Below are 17,183 nucleotides of genomic sequence, written 5' to 3' on the forward strand. Positions count from 1 at the left end.
CGTCAGGCTTGATAACGGGCGGGCCGCTCATTCGGGCAGAGGTTGTCGCAGGCGAGGCCGGGCGAGCGGGAGGATAACGCGAGGGGCTGCGGTGGCAGCCCCTCTTTTTGTTTGAGGTCTATCAGTGGGCGGAGTCGTTGCCCTTGCAGGCGTCTGACTCCTTGTTGGTTTGCCACCAGGGCAGCAGATCCCGGCCGAGCCACGCCTGATAAGCGTCGCTGTCGTTGGCGATCAGCCGGTCCAGCTCCCCTTCGAAGTCGCTCATCGCCTGCTGCCGATCCGGATTGCGCAGCGCCTGTGCCAGCGCCAGCCAGCTGGCGCCGCGACCGGTCTCGTTGAGGAAGCGGTGCACGGTATAGGACCAGGAGTAGACCATCTCGCCCCCCTGCTCGTAATCGAGGTGGAGGATCGCCGCCAGTGTCGGGCGCTGGTTGGCGGGGCGGTTTGCCACGTTATCCAGACCCCGGGCAAAGCACTGGCCGTGGGCGATGTACTCTGCAATCCCCTCGGCCCACCAGGTGGTGCGGTTGAGCGGATAGTGGCCAAAGCTGCCGTACTGGTTGAAGCGGCCATCCAGATAGTGAACGTACTCGTGGCGCAGGTTCCACACCTGGAAGGTGGGGCGTTTCCACTCCGCCTCATAGGCGAAGAAGCGGGCCTGATTGCCGGGGCGAGCCGGATCCCCCTCGATATAGATGCCGCCATTTTCGGTGGAGACGCCAAACAGCGCGCTGCCGTAGCGGCCCCAGTCGGCGGAGGAGTTGAAGATCACCAGCTCCAGCGCCTCGTTGTGATCATCGGCCACCGGTTGCTCGCCCGTTTCCATCTGCTGGTGGAAGCGCTGCTCCTCGTCACCCAGCTCGCGGCAGATCCCTTCGGCCTGAGCCTGAGTCAGATCCTGGGCGCGCAGACGCAGGGTGGGTGAGCAGGTGTGCTCGAACGGCAGGATCTCCTCCATGCGGATCGGAGTACAAAGCCCGGCGAACTCGCCGCTGACACAGGCCTCGCTGGTGCGATCCGTGTAGGTGAGGTAGTAGCTGGAGAGAGTCAGGGAGACCTCTTCCAGCATGGCGGCCGGATGTTGGCCACCCGGGATCAGCCCCTGCTGGCGCATGATGGCGATGACATCGCGATCCAGCTGCTGGCGATAGGCGATCGCCTTATCCGGGCTGGTGTGATGGAGGTAGCGCATCATCTGGTAGAGACGGCTATGGGCATCGAGGATGTTGTTGAAGATAAACAGATCCCGTGAGCCATCGCGCTGTTTCCAGAGGGCCAGCTCGCTCAGGCCCAGTTGCAGCAGGCTCTGGCGCAATGCCGCCTCCTGTTGCAGCACAACTGCGCTGAAGTCAGCCTGCTGACCATAAGAGGCGCTCTGATCGACCAGATTGAGCAGCTCGAACAGACCATCGGCCCAGGGTTTGTGGCCATTGATCTGCGCCGCATGTTGCACCGCATAGCCGAGCGCCTGGTTGAGCTGGGCCAGCATGGGGGCGGCACTCTGGCGGAAGGCGGCTTGCCCAAGTTGTCCCTGCGCCGCCACGCTCCAGGCTTCCAGCACTGTGCCAGCCTGATCCTGTGGTTCAGCTCCCAGCAGCAATGGGTGGTTAAGCAGATCAATCATCACCCCGGCCAGTGCCCGGGCGGCCTGATCACTCTCCTTGCCAACGCCGCCATGGTAGTTATGGGCGCGCACATAGTAGAGCAGCTTGTCCATTGCCGGATGGGTCGGCTGGTTGGCCGCCAGTAGGGCACGCATGCCGCGCACCACCGCCATCAGCTTGGCATCATCGTGGCCGTAATCCGCCTGCCAGGCAGGGCTGTTCTGGCCGCTCACGTCGGCTACCAGTTTGGCGGCATCGCTGTTGAGCAGATCCACATCGGGCTGCTCGAGCTCGGAGCAGAGACGACCGTTGGCGCGGCGGCACTCCAGCTGATCCTCCTTGCTGGCTAGCACGATGGGGCGATTGAGCACCCGGCTCTCCTGCCACTCTTTGATCTCTGGCAGGGGTTGCCACTCGCCGCCAGCGACCGGGTATTGGTAGCCGCTATCTTGCAACGTTACCTGAACCTCGCTGCCAGCGGGGATCACCTGACGGCAGATGCGATAGCGGATGGTGTTGCTCCCCTCCTTGCGTTCCTGCGGCTCATCACACTCCTGCTGAGGCGTGAGCTGATCCAGCTGCCACTGATAGCGGCGCCAGACGTGGATCTCGCTGACCTGAGCGGCAGCCTGACTGCCTGCCACCGGTTGCAGACGGAAGAAGATCTGCTCCAACCGGCCATCCCGCTCGCTCGGGGTCTCTTCAAGTACCTGCAACTGCTGCCAATCCTGCGGCTGATAGTGCCATTCCGACTCGGCGCAGCGGCCCTGCGCGTTGAGTTCGCAGCGATCCAGCTCCCTTTCACTCTGGCCCAGGATGATGGCTTGCGGCAGCGGCAGACGATCTTGGCGCTGGGCGGTCGGCGTGCCCGTCAGCTGCTCCCAGCGACCCTGCTTGAGGCCATAACCAAAGTCATAACTGCTGGCGGGAATGAGCTTGCCCGCCGGAATCCGATCTTCACAGCGCACGAAGCGGATCTGCCAGCCCGCATCTACCTTGAGCTGCGGCTCGCCACACTGCTGTTCGGCCAGTGCAGCGAGATCGCTGCTCTGCCAGTCGAAGCGACGGTATACCCTAAGCTGCTGATAGGGGGCGTTGCTGCTGCGCGCCTTGAGTTCGTAGGTGATCTCGGTGATGCGAGCGGCCAGTTGCCGGCTCGATTCGCCAGTCAGCTGATACTGTCGCCAGTCATTGGGGGAGTAGTTGGCTTGCGCCGAGGATGTCGCCAAAAGCAGGGGGCCTGCCAGCAGCAGCCACCCGGTACCCGAACGGTTCATTTTTATCCCTTTGTTTTTGTTTGTGTATTGTCTTGCGAGTAATCGCAAGGCAATTTAAACAGTTCCAAAGGGATATCAATTGCCAATTAAAAATCAGATAAATCAATAAGATGGTGACTTTTTGAGTCTGATCGAATTATCGTGGGTTGGCGCCGCAGTGAGGACTCACATGTTTCTTTTTTGTTTTCAAAGAAGATCGGTAAATTGTGAGTCCGATCTCATTCAGCTTGTCGTACCCGAGTGGTCTGTTGTCGGACTACCTTGCCCAGCAGTTGGCGGGAGGGCTTGAGATTGCCGCCAAGATCGGGCCAGGGGAGCCAGTGGTCGGGCACCATAAAGCCGGGCAGGGTGTTGCGGATCCAGGCTGCCAGCTCGGAGTAGGGAACCGGTTCGCCGTGCCAGTCGATAAAGGCGGCGGGGCGTTGCCCCCACTCGTCGCTCGGCACCGGCACCACCAGCGCCTGGGCGACAGCGGGGTGATCCACCAGTCGCTGCTCTATGGTTTCGGGCTGGATGTTTTCGCCACCCGAGATAAAGAGGTTATCGAGCCGCCCCTCTACAACCAGTTCCCCTGCGGCAGTGAACCTCCCCTTGTCGCGGGTATGAAACCAGCCTTCGTCATCGAGGGGCAGTTCCAGCTCGCCATCTCGGTAGTAACCGGCAAACAGGGTGGCGCCGCGCACGCAGATCTCCTGCTCCCTGATACACACTTCCCGTCCCGGTAGCGGTTTGCCAACTACGCCTGCATCGCCGGGGATAGCGGTACAGACCTGACTGCCCATCTCGGAGAGACCATAACTCACCTTGGGTTCGAGCCCCATGGCGCAGAGGCGCTTCACCAGCGGTTGCGGGATGGCGGCGCCCCCGAGCAGCAGCTCGCGCAGGCGGGTTCGTGCGGGGTCAAAACCCTCAGCCAGCAGGCGCCAGAGCTGGGTTGGCACCAACGAGAGATGAGTGATGGGCTGGCACTCCAGCCGCTCCTTGAGGGGGCGTTCACGTTGATCCAGCACCAACGTGGCACCCGCCAGAAAGACCCGAAACAGGATGGCGTAGCCGCCGACATGGAACAGCGGCAGGGAGAGCAGCCAGCCGGACCTCTCATCGAGGGGAATGAGGGTGGCAGAGCCGCGCGCCGAGGCAAGGTGGTTGCAGAGCCGATGCACCACCGCTTTCGGCGTACCGCTGGAGCCGGAGGTGAGGATCATGTTGTTGAGCTGGGTCGATTCTAGCGGCCATGTTTCCTCGCTTGCCGGCAGGTCGCGTGCGAAGTCGAGCTGCAAGGGTTGCCAGTTGCCTGCCGGTATCTCCCCTGCCGACCAGAAGGCGCTGGCATCGAGTTGCACCGCCAGCTCGCGCTGCTTTTCAAGGGGAAAGGCGGGATTGAGTGGACAGAAGATGATGCCGCTGCGCACGCAGGCCCAGGCCAGCAGCACATCTTCCAGCGACCCGCGCACCACCGCCGCCAGATGATCGCCACGGCGCACCCCAGCCTGTTCCAGCTGTTGGCACAGGCTGTTGAGGCGGGCATCGAGCTGGCGATAACTGAGGGGCGAGGCGGCGTGGATGGCAATGCGGTTCGGGGTGGTGATTGCCCGGTGGCGTACCGGGCAAGGCGTCTGTTCTGGTGAGCGTGAGGGGTCAATCACGGTAATACAGTTTCTCCAGTCGGCTCAGATCTGGTTTGCCATCTTCCCCCAGCAGATTGCCCGCCATCCAGCGGCGGGTATCGAGGCCTGGGGCCTGTTCCGGTGCCCATTCGCCCGCCAGATGGAACAGCTGGTTCAGGCCCAGATCCGATTCGAAGCAGGAGGAGATGATCACCTTGAGCCGCAGTTCGCGGGCGCGGGCGATCAGCGTTTCGCAGTTGGCCAGCGAACCGAGCAGGGTGGGTTTGAGCACCAGCGCACGTAGTTGCGGGATCGGCTCCCACGGCTTGCCCTGCGCCAGCAGCTCGTCCAGCGCCACCGGCATGCCGGTACGGTTGGCGACAAAGGCGATGTCGGCAAAGTCGGCGCAGGGGTCTTCCAGATACTCGATGCGATTAGGGTCGAGGTGGCCACAGAAGGTCCACGCCTCCTCGCGGGTCCAGCCCTGGTTAGCATCCAGCACCAGCTTGAGGGAGGGCACCCGATCGCACAGCAGGCGGATCAGCGCCAGCTCGTCACGCATCGGGTAGCGTGCCACCTTCAGCTTGGCCTTGCTGGGCGTGCGGTGCAGCCACTCTTTCCAGTTGCGCAGCAGCTCCTGGGGGGAGCCTTGAATGAGGGGATAGGGCTCCGGCAGCGGGTTGCGCTGCTCGGGCCATGTCCGGCGCGCGCAGTCGAGGCCAAATTGCACCGACGGCAGCACGGGGTTCGGGGTGTCGCCAGCAGCCAGGACCGCCAGCGCGGCAAGGGCTTCCGCCTCTGCCTGTTGCAGGCTCTCTTTCGAGAAGCCGGGCAGGGGGGCAATCTCCCCCCAGCCGTCGTTGATGCGCACCAACAGCCCCTCTCGCGCCACCTCCACCTTGCCGTGAAAGGTCAGTGGCTGGGTAAAAGGCAGTTGATAGCGATACAGGGCTAGTGTCATCAGGGATTCCGCTTGTATTTGGAGAAGTCGGGGCGACGCTTTTCGTTGAAGGCGTTGCGGCCTTCCTGACCCTCTTCGGTCATGTAGAACAGCATGGTGGCATTGCCTGCCAGCTCCTGCAAGCCCGCCTGACCATCACAGTCAGCGTTGAGGGCCGCTTTCAGGCAGCGCAGCGCCATCGGGCTGTTTTGCAGCATTTCGCGGCACCAGCGCACGGTTTCGCGCTCCAGATCCGCCAACGGCACGACGGTGTTGACCAGACCCATATCGAGGGCTTGCTGGGCATCGTACATGCGGCAGAGGAACCAGATTTCGCGGGCTTTCTTCTGGCCGACGATGCGGGCCATGTAGGAAGCCCCCCAACCGCCGTCGAAGGAGCCCACTTTCGGGCCGGTCTGGCCAAACTGGGCGTTGTCGGCGGCGATGGTCAGATCACACATCATGTGCAGCACGTGACCGCCACCGACCGCGTAACCGGCCACCATGGCAACGACCGGTTTCGGGCAGGTGCGGATGTCGCGCTGGAAGTCGAGCACGTTGAGGTGGTGAGTCCCCTCGTCATCACGGTATCCACCGTAGTCGCCACGGATCTTCTGGTCACCGCCGGCACAGAAGGCTTTTTCGCCAAAACCGGTCAGGATGATGGTGCCGATATGATCGTCATAACGGGCATCGGCCAGTGCCTGCAGCATCTCTTTGACGGTGCGGGGACGGAAGGCGTTGCGGACCTGGGGACGGTTGATGGTGATCTTGGCAATGCCATCGCCGGACTTGTGATAGAGGATGTCCTCGTAACCGGCGGAGCAATCCTGCCACTCAACAGGAGCGTACAGTTCCGCTTCGGTCATTGCTTCAATCATGGTTTTTTCCTTCTGATCTGGTCGAGCGCAGTTGAGCACCGAGTTGAGCAAAGAGTTGAGCACAGCGTTGAGCAATCCCGGCATGTTGAACAGGTGCGTACAGTTCAGCTTCCGTCATTGCTTCAATCATGACTCGTCTCTTCTTGTTGGTTGACCCACTCCGCGAGGAGTCGGGCAAAGGTTTCTGGCTGATGGGCGTGCAGGTTGTGGCCGCCCTCCAGCACCAAGTGGTTGATTTTGCGATGTTGACTCGCCAGCTGGCAAGCCAGCTGATGGAATTTGTGATCCCGCTTGCCACTCACCCAGGTGACCGGCAGCGGGCACCGCATGAGCCAGGGGGCGAGATCCGGCTGCTTGCCGAGCGAGGTGGCGCGCAGCATGGCTGCGATGGCCTTGCCATCATTGCCAAGGCGGCGGGCGATCTGGCGGGCGCGGGCCGCGTCGTCGAGATCGGCAAACACCCCTTGCCGATACCAGTCTGCCAGCACGTCAGCCAAGGGCTCACGCTCAAAGCGCTGCGCCCACAGTTCATCGTGCTGGATGCGTGCGGCCCGTTCACTGGCCGGTAGCCCCGGGTGGCAGTTCTCTAGCAGCAGCCCCTGCAGCCCGGCGGGTTCGCGGCTGGCGTGATAGAGCGCCAGTCGCCCCCCCAGCGAGTAGCCCGCCAGCAGATAGCGTTCAATATTGCGGCTGGCCAGCTCGGCAACCAGCCACTGGTGGCTCTGTTCAAAGTCGCTGACGTTGAGATTGTGATGCTGGCCGTGACCCGGCAGATCGAGGGCAATGCAGCGGATGGCGGGCAGCCGGTCGATCACCGGTTGCCAGTCGCCGCTATCCCCCAGCAGGCCGTGCAGCAGCACCAGCGGCACATTGGCATCTTTATTTGCCACGGATAGCGGCCCCCAGTGCCTTGAGATCATCGGCTACCTGCTCGCTCGGTACCCGGATCTCGATCAAGGTAACGCCATGTTTGAGGGCGGCGCGGTAATCGTGCTCGAACTCGGGCAGGGTGGTCGGTGCGCGATAAGCGAGGCCAAACATGGCGGCGGCATGTTCAAAGCTGAGGCCGTGGGGCAGTCGATAGTAGCTCTCCAGCAGCTCCCCTTCGGTGGGCACCGGCAACATACGGAAGATGCTGCCGCCATCGTTGTTGAGCAGGATCACCACCAGCGGTCGGCTCGCCTTGCTGAGCAGGGCGAGGCTATTGAGATCGTGCAGGGCGCTGAGATCGCCGAGCAGCAGAGTGGTGGGCTCATCGCTGCCCGGCTCGATCGATTGGGCAAACCCGTAGGCGGTGGCGATCAGGCCATCGATGCCGGAGGCGCCGCGGTTGGTCATCACCCGACTCGGCCCCTTGCCCGTTTCGCCGAGCATATCCATCAGTCGGGCAGGCATGCTGTTGCCGACAAACAGCTGTCCTTCGATCAGGTGATTGAGGCGATGGCAGATGCCGAGCTCCGAGAAGCGCTCGCAGGCAGCGGCGATCTGCTGGCTGGCATGGTGTTGCAGCTCGGCCAACTGGTGCCAGGGGGCCTGAACGGTGGTGACCGGATGGGCCGCAGCAAAGGTGCTGGCACTGCAGAGCAGCCGGTTGCGCAGCCGGTAGTCGGGGTCGAACCGCGCCGGTTGCGGATCCACCAGCCAGTAATCCTGCCATGGATGGTGCTTGATGAACTGGCTGAGCCGCTTGGAGATAAGCCGCGCGCCAAATTGCAGCAGCACCTCGGCGCGGCCCAGCTCGGCGACGAATTCAGGGTCGTTGAGCGCCAGATCCATGTGGATGAGGTTGCGGCTATCGAAGCGGATCTGGCTCTGCAGATCCGCCAGCAGCGGCCAGCCAAGTTGCTCCGCCAGCGCGGCGACCGCCTGTGCCTGTGCGGGATCCGTGATCCGTCCGGCCACAATCACCCCGCGCTTGTGCTGCCATTCGTTCCACTCGGGTTGCGGCGGGCAGTTCGGCTCGCTTTGCTGCCACGGGCTCCATGGCCTGTGGGAGCCGAGCCAGTTGCCGAGGGGGGCCAGATAGTCGGCGAAATCCTGATAGTGCTCGCCCGGGTAGAGGGGCTCGGGGTACATGCAGTTGAAGTGCACCACCCCGGGAGTGAGCGCCTGTTTGGCCAAGGCTTGATCCACCGAGCTCAGCACAAACGCCGCTGGAATGGTCGGAGTGGGGCTTGGCAGGTTCTGCTGATAGACGGGGTAGCGGCCGAAGATCCCCTGCTGGTCGATCGCCTGATTGGCGCCGTTGTCGATAAGCTCAGGAGGGCGATCAGCGGAGAGAATAATCAGCGGCACGCCGGTGAGCTGGGCCTCTGCCACGGCGGGCCAGAGGTTGGCCACCGCAGTACCCGAGGTCATGATCACCGCCACCGGCCGGTTGCTCCCCTTGGCCAGCCCCAGCGCCATAAAGCCGAGACCGCGCTCGTCAAAGTGCAGGTGACGGCGAAAGCCCTGATGGGCCGCGGCCGCCATGGTCAGCGGCGCGGAGCGGGAGCCGGGGGCCAGCGCGATGTCGCGCACCCCGAGGCGAAAGAGCTCCTCCAGCAAGAGGGAGGACCAGACGTGGTTGAAGGTGGCGTGCTGGCTCGAAAACGGGGGGCAGGCAAACTCTTCGCTGGCAGGCTCTTTACGGGTGGGCATAGGGGCTCTCGCGGGTTGAAAAGGGGTCATGGCTATCCCAGCAGGGAGAGCACATTGGCGATCTTGTTGTCGAGTTCGGCCCACTCGGCGACAGGCTCGGAACCGGCGACAATGCCGGCACCGGCAAACAGGGTGACGCTGCCCGGCTGAATGCGGGCGCTGCGAATGGCGACCGAAAACTCCGAGGTCTCCCGGCTCAACATGCCGCAGGCTCCGGCGTACCAGCCCCGCTCATAGGGCTCGAACTCGCGGATAAAGGCCAGCGCCGCTTCGCGCGGGGCGCCGCCCACCGCCGGAGTCGGGTGGAGGGCGTCGAGCAGTTGCCAGTCGCAGACGCCAGGCTTGAGCTCGGCTTCGATATCGCACTTGAGGTGTTGCAGCAGCCGTAGTTTGAGAATGCGCGGCTCGGTCAGGGTGGCATCGTGGGCCAGCGGTGCCAGCCTGCTCAGGATGTCGGCGTGCACCAGCCGGTTCTCCAGCCGGTTCTTGCTGTCGGCCAGCAGCTCTGCGGCCAGTTGGGCATCGACCTCCTCATCGCCGGAGCGGCGGATGGTGCCCGCCAGCGCCTCGGTAAAGAGGTGGCTCCCTTCCCGGCGGTAGAGCCGCTCGGGGGAACAGGCGATAAAGGCCTGCTCGGGGGAGAATTGAAAACCGAAGTGGAAGCAGTCCTGGGCGTGGCGGGCCCACTGGTCGAGCATGGCCCAGGGATTGATATCCGCATCATGGTTCGGACTGGTCAGCACGCTCTCCCGCGACAGCACCACCTTGGGAGTGTGGGTCTGAAAATCGGGGGCGGTGACGCGCTCTACCAGCGTCTGCCACTGGGCGGGGCCGGGGCAATCCTGTCGCTGCCAGGGCTGCTTTTGCAGGGCGGGCAGCGGGGCTTCCGGGTGCAGGGCATCGAGAGCGGTTTCGGCGGCCTGCAGTTCGGCCTCGAGATTGTCGTCATCCAGCCAGAGGTTGAGGCAGAGGCTGACGCACTCGCCACGGCGCACCAGCTCGATGCGGGGCAGCACGAAACGGCAGGGGCCAAACCCTTGCCAGCCGGATTGGGCCGGATCGAACGCCAGTCCGCCATAGTAGCGGGGGCTGTCGTCGTGATGCTGGCTGGCGTTGGCACACACCTGCTTGATGGCGTGCGGCTCGGTCAGTTCATGGATGGCGCCCAGCGCGACATACTCGGGACGATCCTCTCCACGGGCCTGCCAGTAGATGCGGGGATAGAGGGTTTGCGCCGCGAGCCAGCCCAGAAAGGAGCGGATCTCGATTGCCACTCGCAACCGCACGAAGCCGCTGACGTTGCTGTGACGCAGGGCGTCCAGTTGTTGCTTGATATGGGTCTGAGCCAACATGGATTCTTTTCTGAGCCGGGTAGTAACGAGCGATCCGGTAGCAGGATGCCGTAGGTTTATGCCAAAGGGCGATGATTTCCTATATATTATCTGCCCATTCGTCCATGTAAATCGCCCGAGGGAGCTTCACTCTCCGGGGCCAAGTATACCCAAATCCGGTTCGATAACCCTTAACACGATCAATATCCGATTGTTTGGCCATCACAATATGACAAATACCTTCTCTGTTTGGTTGCTGGCGGCGCGTTTGCGAACACTGCCGCTCGCCTGCTCTTCCATCCTGCTGGGCTCGGGGCTGGCTGCCAGTCGTGGTGCCTTTGATGGCACCATCATGGCGCTCTCGCTACTGACAGCCATCCTGCTGCAGATCCTCTCCAATCTGGCCAACGATTACGGCGATGCGGTCTCCGGCGCCGACAACGGCGAGCGGATCGGCCCGCAGCGGGCGGTGGTCTCCGGCCTTATCACCAAAAAACAGATGTGCGTGGCGATGGCGCTGACCGCGCTGGCGGCGGTGGCCAGTGGCCTGCTGTTACTCGGTTGCGCCTTCGGTGGCCAGTGGCTGCAGATCCTGGCATTTGTGGTGCTGGGTGGCGCGGCCATCGTTGCGGCAGTGACCTATACCGTGGGCAAGACCCCTTACGGCTATCGCGGGTTTGGCGATATCTCGGTGTTCCTGTTCTTCGGTCTGCTGGGGGTGCTCGGCTCCTACTACCTCTTCACCAAGAGTCTGGAGTGGGATCTGCTGCTGCCCGCCACCGCTTGTGGTTTGCTGGCGACCGCCGTGCTCAATATCAACAATGTGCGCGATATCGAGACCGACGCCGCCAGCGGCAAGATCACCCTGGCGGTACGTCTTGGCCGCAACCGCGCCATCGCCTATCACTGGGTATTGCTGGGGGCGGCGCTGCTGGCGACCATCGCCTTTATCCTGACCCAGCCCGCCAGTTTCTGGCCGTGGATCTTCCTGCCTGCCATGAAGCCGCTTAGCGATGCGGCCCGCACCTTGCGCGAGAGCTACGATGGCGAGGTGCTGACCGGCGCGCTCAAAAAGACCGCCATCAGCGCGTTTCTGTTCAGCCTGCTGCTCTCCATCGGGTTGGCGCTCTCCTGACGGGGGGCGCAAACGCCAAGGCGAACAATGAACAGGGCTCCCGAGATGGGAGCCCTTTTTCTTTTCAGCTGTGCCGTCGGGTTTAGCTGGCGCGCGCCACCTTGAGGGGGCGACGAGAGAAAATCAGGGTATCCAGCAGCCAGATGACAACCATGGAGGCGCCGACCAGCGGGAAGGCGATCCCCAGCAGGATCAGCAGGGCGATGGCACCGCGCATCGGCGGGAGTTTGGCGGGCAGCGGCGGCGCGGCGAGACGGCCCTGCGGGCGGCGGCACCACCAGATCCACAAGCCGCTTACGGCGCTGATCAGCACCATCAGGCAGATGATCAGCATGGCGAGTTGATGGGGCCAGCCGTAGAGCTTGCCCATGTGCAGCATGACGCCGCTCTCTACCGTCTTGGCGACCGGGCCGTAATCCTGCCAGCGCACATCGGCCAGCACCTTGCCGCTGTATTGATCGATATGCAGGGTGGCGTCGTTGCGTGGATCGTCGGCAAACAGGGCGATGGTGTAGACGCCGCTCTCACCGACCGGTGGTGTGATGCTATAACCCGGTTTGACGCCCCGTTCACTGGCTGTCTCGACCACCTGTTGCAGCGCAATGCGCTGGCTTGCCATCACCATACCCTCATGCTCGCCGTGGTTCATGGCACCATGATCGTGCGCCTCATCGACCGGCTGCGAGCTGGGCATCGGGGTGTTCTCCACCGCCCAGGGGACGGTCTGCTCGTGGGCTTGATTCAGGCTGCGGGCCAGTGGCGCCGATTTGGGCACCTCGTTCCACATGGCTGCGGGGAAGCGGTTCCAGACTGCGGCAAACTGATCGCCCCAGAAACCGGTCCAGGTCATGCCGCTCAGCAGCAACAGCAGCAGGAAACCGGCGCCCCAAAAGCCAACCACGGCGTGCAGATCCCGCCACCAGAGGCGTCCGCGCTGGCTTACTCTGGGCCAGAGGATGCCGCTCACCCCGGGCCCCTTGCGTGGCCACCAGAGGTAGAGACCGCTTAGCAGTAACACCAGTCCCCAGCCTGCAGCCAGCTCGATCAGCCGATCTCCGGTGGTGCCGAGCAGCAGGTCGGCGTGCAGGGAGCGGGCCACCGCCTGCAGATTCCACTTGTTGTCCATGGTGCCGAGCAGGGCGCCGCTGGCAGGATCGAGGAACAGGGTCAGCTCCTGTTCGCCCCGATTGACGATGAACTGGGCGCTCTGGTCGGGAGCGGCAGGCGGCAGATATTTACGCAGGCTGGCATCGGGCATGGTCATCATCGCCTTGGCCAGCAGCTGGTCGGCACTCAGCGTCTGGCTGGCGGGGGCGACCTTCATCAGATCGGGGTATATCAGGTTGTCGAGCTGGGGTTTGAACAGATAGACGATCCCGGTCAGTGACAGCAGGATCAGGAAAGGAGCGACAAAGAGACCGGCGTAGAAGTGCCAGCGCCAGATCCGTTGGTAATGACTCGAGTCCCTGTTTTTCATTGCACATCCTTGTTGGGGGGGTAAACCTTTCGGCTGGTGGAATGTTTGTGGCGGCGCGGATAATAGCAGTAACGTTTCGTTAACTGCAATCACACATCTCGAGGTCGGTTCAGTACGGGATGGCGGTGATATGGTGTGCTGACAGGGCGATGGCGGTTTGCCGGATGGGATGAGCACACTTTGTGGGAAGCCTGTTTGATGCTGGACTTTTCTTTATAAATTATTACCTTGTGATAACAATCTGCAGGCGGTGGTGGTAACGGAATGGGAGCAGTCATGCAGCCACATGGGCAATTCGACATGGAGCGCAGGGGCCAGATGCTGATCTGCCGCCCGCGTGGCCCCTTCAATCTGGCAGGGGCCATGGCCTATGAAGCGGGCTTTCGCCACGAGCTGGCCGGACTGGTGGATCGCCCGTGGGGGATTGTCGAGGTCGCGACCGAGTTCGAAGCGGCCGGGCCCGAGGTGCTGGCCCGTTTTCGTCGCCAGTTTGGCTGGTGTGCCGAGAGTGGCTGTCAGTTTCTGGCGGTGGTCTTCGTGGGGGGCTTCAAGCGCTATCTGGCGGATAACATCTTCAAGGATCTGCCGTTTCGGGCGGTGCGTTACTTCGAGCAGGAGGCGGCCGCTATCCAGTGGCTGGGGGAGCAGCTCACAGCTACTCCCTGCGAACCAGCGGGTGCTTGACCACCCCGCATCCTGCCTGGCCCAAGTTCACTCCAGCTTGATAAACCACTTGTCCCGCTCGTCAACGCAGTCGGGTTCACCCATTTCGAATTCACGGCAGATCAGCGGTCGTACTTCATAAATGCGGCACATCATGGTGTTGCGGTCGAGCGCCGCACACCAGCCATCTTCCAGTCGGTGCATCACGGGCACCTGTCCCTCTATCTCGTCCACGTAGCGATCCGGTACGCCGGTATCGGTAAACAGCATCACTTCGAGGCGGCAGCAGCAGGCTTCGCAGTTCTGGCAGCTGACTTCGGCTTGGGGTTCTCTGTTCATCTGTGTTGTCCATGCCATCGGAATGGCACATTTTCGATAAAAAACAGGCGCCTGCAAAGGCGCCCGTGCTGTGGTTCATGACAAGTCGGGCAGAGATGCTGCCCGCCATCGCCCTTAGCCCAGTTTGCGGGCGCGGTAGCTGCGCCCCTTGATCTTGCCTTCCTGCAACCGCTTGAGGGCGGCGCTCGCCACGCTGCGCTTCACGGCGACGTAGGAGTACTGCTCGGAGATCTGGATCTTGCCGACGTCGGCACCGGCAATGCCGCCTTCGCCAGTCAGCGCACCCAGAATGTCACCGGCCCGCACCTTGGTCTTGCGACCCGCATCGATGGAGAGGGTCACCATCTGCGGAGCGATCGGCTTGATGTCGCGGCCGATGCTGTCGAGATCACCCAGCGGCATCGGAGCCTGCTGGTACTCTTCGATGAAGTTGACGCGCTGGGCTTCGTTCGGTTGATAGAGGCTCAGAGCCAGACCCTGCTGGCCGGCACGACCGGTACGGCCGATGCGATGCACGTGCACTTCCGGATCATAGGTCAGCTCGTAGTTGATGACGGCGCCCAGCTCCTTAATGTCGAGACCACGGGCCGCCACATCGGTGGCCACCAGAATGGTGGCGCTGCCGTTGGCAAAGCGCACCAGCACCTGATCCCGCTCGCGCTGTTCCAGATCGCCGTTCAGCGCCAGCGCCGAGAAGCCCTTGGCAGCCAGATGGTCGGCCACGTCGTTACAGGCGCGCTTGGTGTTGCAGAACACCACGCAGGAGCTCGGCTGGTAGTGGCTCAGCAGCCAAGTGAGGGCATCGAGGCGCTGACCAAAGGGGACTTCATAGAGCTTCTGTTCGATGGCGCTCCCCTCGTGCAGGGACTCCACGCTCACCTCGACCGGATTGCGCTGCACGCCGCGGCTCATCTGTGCGATCCCTTCCGGATAGGTGGCGGAGAACAGCAGGGTCTGGCGGCGCTCGGGGGCATAGCTGATGACCCGGTTGATGTCTTCGCCAAAGCCCATGTCCAGCATGCGATCAGCTTCGTCCAGCACCAGCGTTTCCAGGCTCGAGAGCTCCAGCGTACCCTGCTCCAGATGCTTGAGGATGCGACCCGGGGTGCCGACGGCGATGTGGGCGCCAAAGCTCAGGGTGGCGGATTGCGGTGCAGTCGGGGTGCCGCCGCACAGGGTGACCAGCTTGACGTTGGGCAGGGCGCGCGCCAGACGACGGATCTCCTGAGCCACCTGATCCGCCAGTTCGCGGGTCGGACAGAGTACCAGCGCCTGTACGTCGACACGGTTGACGTTGAGGCGGGAGAGCAGGCCGAGGGCGAAAGCAGCGGTCTTGCCGCTACCGGTTTTTGCCTTGGCGATCAGGTCTTTGCCTTCGAGTACCAGGGGCAGGCTCTGGGCCTGGATCGGGGTCATCTGCAGGTAACCCAGGCTGGTGAGGTTTTCTTGCAGGGCGGGGGAGAGATTGAGGCTGCTAAATTCGCTGTTGTTCACAAAAGGACTCTATTTCGGAGAAAACGGGGATGCGCCGTGCGCAAGGGCGCGCATTGTATCAGAAAGCGCTGCCGGATGTGGCGGATTTTTGAACGGTTGGCCACGAGGATGCGTGCCGGGTTCATTTGTTGCCAAACCGATCACGGGCAATCACTGACAATGTAACAAGGACTATTTTTCAAACACTCATCTAATTATTTATCGCGGATAAACGTTTTCCAATTTCGGTATTTCAATATAATGGCTGAAAAATATTCCACGAGCAGAGACTACGCCGCAATGAATGTTGCGAAAATGCTGCTCGAATATTTTCAAAAAACATGAAAACGGCGACTTAATTGCCCAACATGATGTTTTAAAAGGATTTATGTTATCTATGTTGTGCGATTAATATCAGTTCATTGCGTAATTAATTTAAAAACGTTTGTATTATCCTGCATGCATATTATTGGGCGGGATTGTGATGGCTATCTGATTTTTAAATGTGCAAATGTCTATGATGGCGCCGGTCAAAAATTACAATTCACTCAGGTGCTACAGGTATGGAATACGTTCACTTTGTGCTCGGACTGGTGATGGTCCTCGCTCTTGCTTTGCTGGCTAACCGCCACAACTGGAAACAGATCAAACTGCGTTATATCGGCCAACTGCTGGTGGTCGAACTGGCGCTGGCCTGGTTCATGCTGAACTCCGAAGTGGGTCTGGCGGTGGTGGGTGGCTTCGCGGCCGGCTTCACCAAGTTGATGGAGTTTGCCAAACAGGGTACCGACTTCGTGTTCGGTGGCCTGGTTAACGAAGGGGCCTTCTCCTTCTTCCTGATGGTGCTCATGCCCATCGTCTTCATCTCCGTGCTGATCGGTATTCTGCAGTACATCCGCCTGCTGCCGCTGGTGATCCGCGGTATCGGTACCGTGCTGGCCAAGATCAACGGCATGGGTAAGCTGGAGTCTTTCAACGCCATCAGCTCGATGATCGTCGGTCAGTCCGAGAACTTCATCGCCCTCAAGAACATCCTGCCGCACCTGAACGAGAAGCAGATGTACACCCTGGCGGCGACGGCGATGTCTACCGTCTCCATGTCCATTGTCGGTGCCTACATGCAGCTGATCGAGCCGCGCTACGTGGTTGCCGCGCTGGTGCTCAACATGTTCAGCACCTTCATCGTGCTCTCTCTGATCAACCCGTACGAGCCGGATAACTCCGTGACCGACATCAAGGCCATTGCCGAAGGTGACGAGCACCATACGCCGAAGAAAGAGAACTTCTTCGAGATGCTGGGCGAGTACATCATGGCCGGTTTCACGGTTGCCGTTATCGTTGGTGCCATGCTGGTCGGCTTCATCGCCCTGATTGCCCTGGTCAACTACCTGTTCGAGATGGCATTTGGCGTGAACTTCCAGTTCGTCATGGGCTACCTGTTCTACCCGATCGCCTGGATCCTGGGTATCCCGAGTGGTGAAGCGCTGCAAGCGGGCTCCATCATGGCGACCAAGCTGGTGACCAACGAGTTTGTGGCGATGATGGATCTGGGCAAAGTGGCTGCCGAGCTCTCTCCGCGTACCGTCGGCATCCTCTCTATCTTCATGGTCTCTTTCGCCAACTTCAGCTCTATCGGCATCATCGCCGGTGCGGTAAAAGCGTTGAACGAAGAGAAGGGCAACATGGTTTCCCGCTTCGGTCTGAAGCTGGTCTACGGTTCTACCCTGGTCAGCCTGCTCTCTGCGGTTATCGCAGGCATCATGATCTGATCCTCTAGTGGTTCGCGCCACTGCTTGGGCCCCTGACTTTGTCAGGG

Annotated in this window: 14 protein-coding genes; 3 read left to right on the forward strand and 11 right to left on the reverse strand. The window is 61.7% G+C overall.

Going from position 1 to position 17,183, the window contains the following annotated elements; genetic code table 11:
* Positions 1-121: 121 nt before the first annotated feature.
* From PG888_RS10720 to PG888_RS10755, 8 genes are all read right to left on the reverse strand, one after another.
* Positions 122-2,881 (reverse strand): collagenase, encoded by a 2,760-nt coding sequence (locus PG888_RS10720; RefSeq protein WP_270693366.1) that lies wholly within the window; start codon positions 2,879-2,881, stop codon positions 122-124.
* A gap of 218 nt (positions 2,882-3,099) precedes the next feature.
* Positions 3,100-4,527, reverse strand: a complete 1,428-nt coding sequence (menE, locus tag PG888_RS10725; protein ID WP_270693365.1) for an o-succinylbenzoate--CoA ligase — start codon at positions 4,525-4,527, stop codon at positions 3,100-3,102.
* Positions 4,520-5,449 (reverse strand): o-succinylbenzoate synthase, encoded by a 930-nt coding sequence (gene menC / locus PG888_RS10730; protein ID WP_270693364.1) that lies wholly within the window; start codon positions 5,447-5,449, stop codon positions 4,520-4,522. The genes menE and menC overlap by 8 nt, the downstream gene beginning before the upstream one ends.
* Complete coding sequence (gene menB / locus PG888_RS10735; protein WP_042656614.1) at positions 5,449-6,309, reverse strand: 1,4-dihydroxy-2-naphthoyl-CoA synthase; 861 nt, start codon at positions 6,307-6,309, stop codon at positions 5,449-5,451. The genes menC and menB overlap by 1 nt, the downstream gene beginning before the upstream one ends.
* Positions 6,302-6,439 (reverse strand): hypothetical protein, encoded by a 138-nt coding sequence (locus tag PG888_RS10740; RefSeq protein ID WP_156135269.1) that lies wholly within the window; start codon positions 6,437-6,439, stop codon positions 6,302-6,304. Before PG888_RS10740 ends, menB begins: the two co-directional genes overlap by 8 nt.
* Positions 6,432-7,229, reverse strand: coding sequence for a 2-succinyl-6-hydroxy-2,4-cyclohexadiene-1-carboxylate synthase (gene menH, locus PG888_RS10745; protein WP_270693363.1), 798 nt, complete (start codon positions 7,227-7,229; stop codon positions 6,432-6,434). The genes PG888_RS10740 and menH overlap by 8 nt, the downstream gene beginning before the upstream one ends.
* Positions 7,189-8,949: a 2-succinyl-5-enolpyruvyl-6-hydroxy-3-cyclohexene-1-carboxylic-acid synthase gene (menD, locus tag PG888_RS10750; RefSeq protein WP_270693362.1), complete on the reverse strand. Its 1,761-nt coding sequence runs from the start codon at positions 8,947-8,949 to the stop codon at positions 7,189-7,191. The genes menH and menD overlap by 41 nt, the downstream gene beginning before the upstream one ends.
* Positions 8,950-8,981: 32 nt before the next feature.
* Positions 8,982-10,301: an isochorismate synthase gene (locus PG888_RS10755; protein WP_270693361.1), complete on the reverse strand. Its 1,320-nt coding sequence runs from the start codon at positions 10,299-10,301 to the stop codon at positions 8,982-8,984.
* 208 nt (positions 10,302-10,509) lie between these two features.
* Here PG888_RS10755 and PG888_RS10760 point away from each other — a divergent pair, with 208 nt between their 5' ends.
* Positions 10,510-11,415, forward strand: a complete 906-nt coding sequence (locus PG888_RS10760) for a 1,4-dihydroxy-2-naphthoate polyprenyltransferase (protein ID WP_058053172.1) — start codon at positions 10,510-10,512, stop codon at positions 11,413-11,415.
* Between the two features lie 82 nt (positions 11,416-11,497).
* Here the strand turns inward: PG888_RS10760 and PG888_RS10765 are convergent, their stop codons facing one another.
* Complete coding sequence (locus tag PG888_RS10765) at positions 11,498-12,892, reverse strand: PepSY-associated TM helix domain-containing protein (RefSeq protein WP_270693360.1); 1,395 nt, start codon at positions 12,890-12,892, stop codon at positions 11,498-11,500.
* Between the two features lie 276 nt (positions 12,893-13,168).
* Between PG888_RS10765 and PG888_RS10770 the strand changes: the two genes are divergently transcribed.
* Positions 13,169-13,576: a hypothetical protein gene (locus tag PG888_RS10770; RefSeq protein ID WP_270693359.1), complete on the forward strand. Its 408-nt coding sequence runs from the start codon at positions 13,169-13,171 to the stop codon at positions 13,574-13,576.
* Positions 13,577-13,603: 27 nt separating this feature from the next.
* Here PG888_RS10770 and PG888_RS10775 read toward each other — a convergent pair whose 3' ends face one another.
* Positions 13,604-13,894, reverse strand: coding sequence for a YkgJ family cysteine cluster protein (locus PG888_RS10775; RefSeq protein ID WP_042057550.1), 291 nt, complete (start codon positions 13,892-13,894; stop codon positions 13,604-13,606).
* Between the two features lie 114 nt (positions 13,895-14,008).
* The gene (gene dbpA / locus PG888_RS10780) at positions 14,009-15,388 is read right to left on the reverse strand and encodes an ATP-dependent RNA helicase DbpA (protein ID WP_042057548.1); all 1,380 of its coding nucleotides are present in this window, start codon (positions 15,386-15,388) and stop codon (positions 14,009-14,011) included.
* 542 nt (positions 15,389-15,930) lie between these two features.
* On the opposite strand from dbpA, the gene PG888_RS10785 reads away from it, so the two are divergent.
* Complete coding sequence (locus tag PG888_RS10785) at positions 15,931-17,136, forward strand: NupC/NupG family nucleoside CNT transporter (protein WP_058053158.1); 1,206 nt, start codon at positions 15,931-15,933, stop codon at positions 17,134-17,136.
* Positions 17,137-17,183 lie beyond the last annotated feature (47 nt).

Source organism: Aeromonas sp. QDB23, assembly GCF_027707745.1.
GTDB classification, from domain to species: Bacteria; Pseudomonadota; Gammaproteobacteria; order Enterobacterales; family Aeromonadaceae; genus Aeromonas; species Aeromonas allosaccharophila.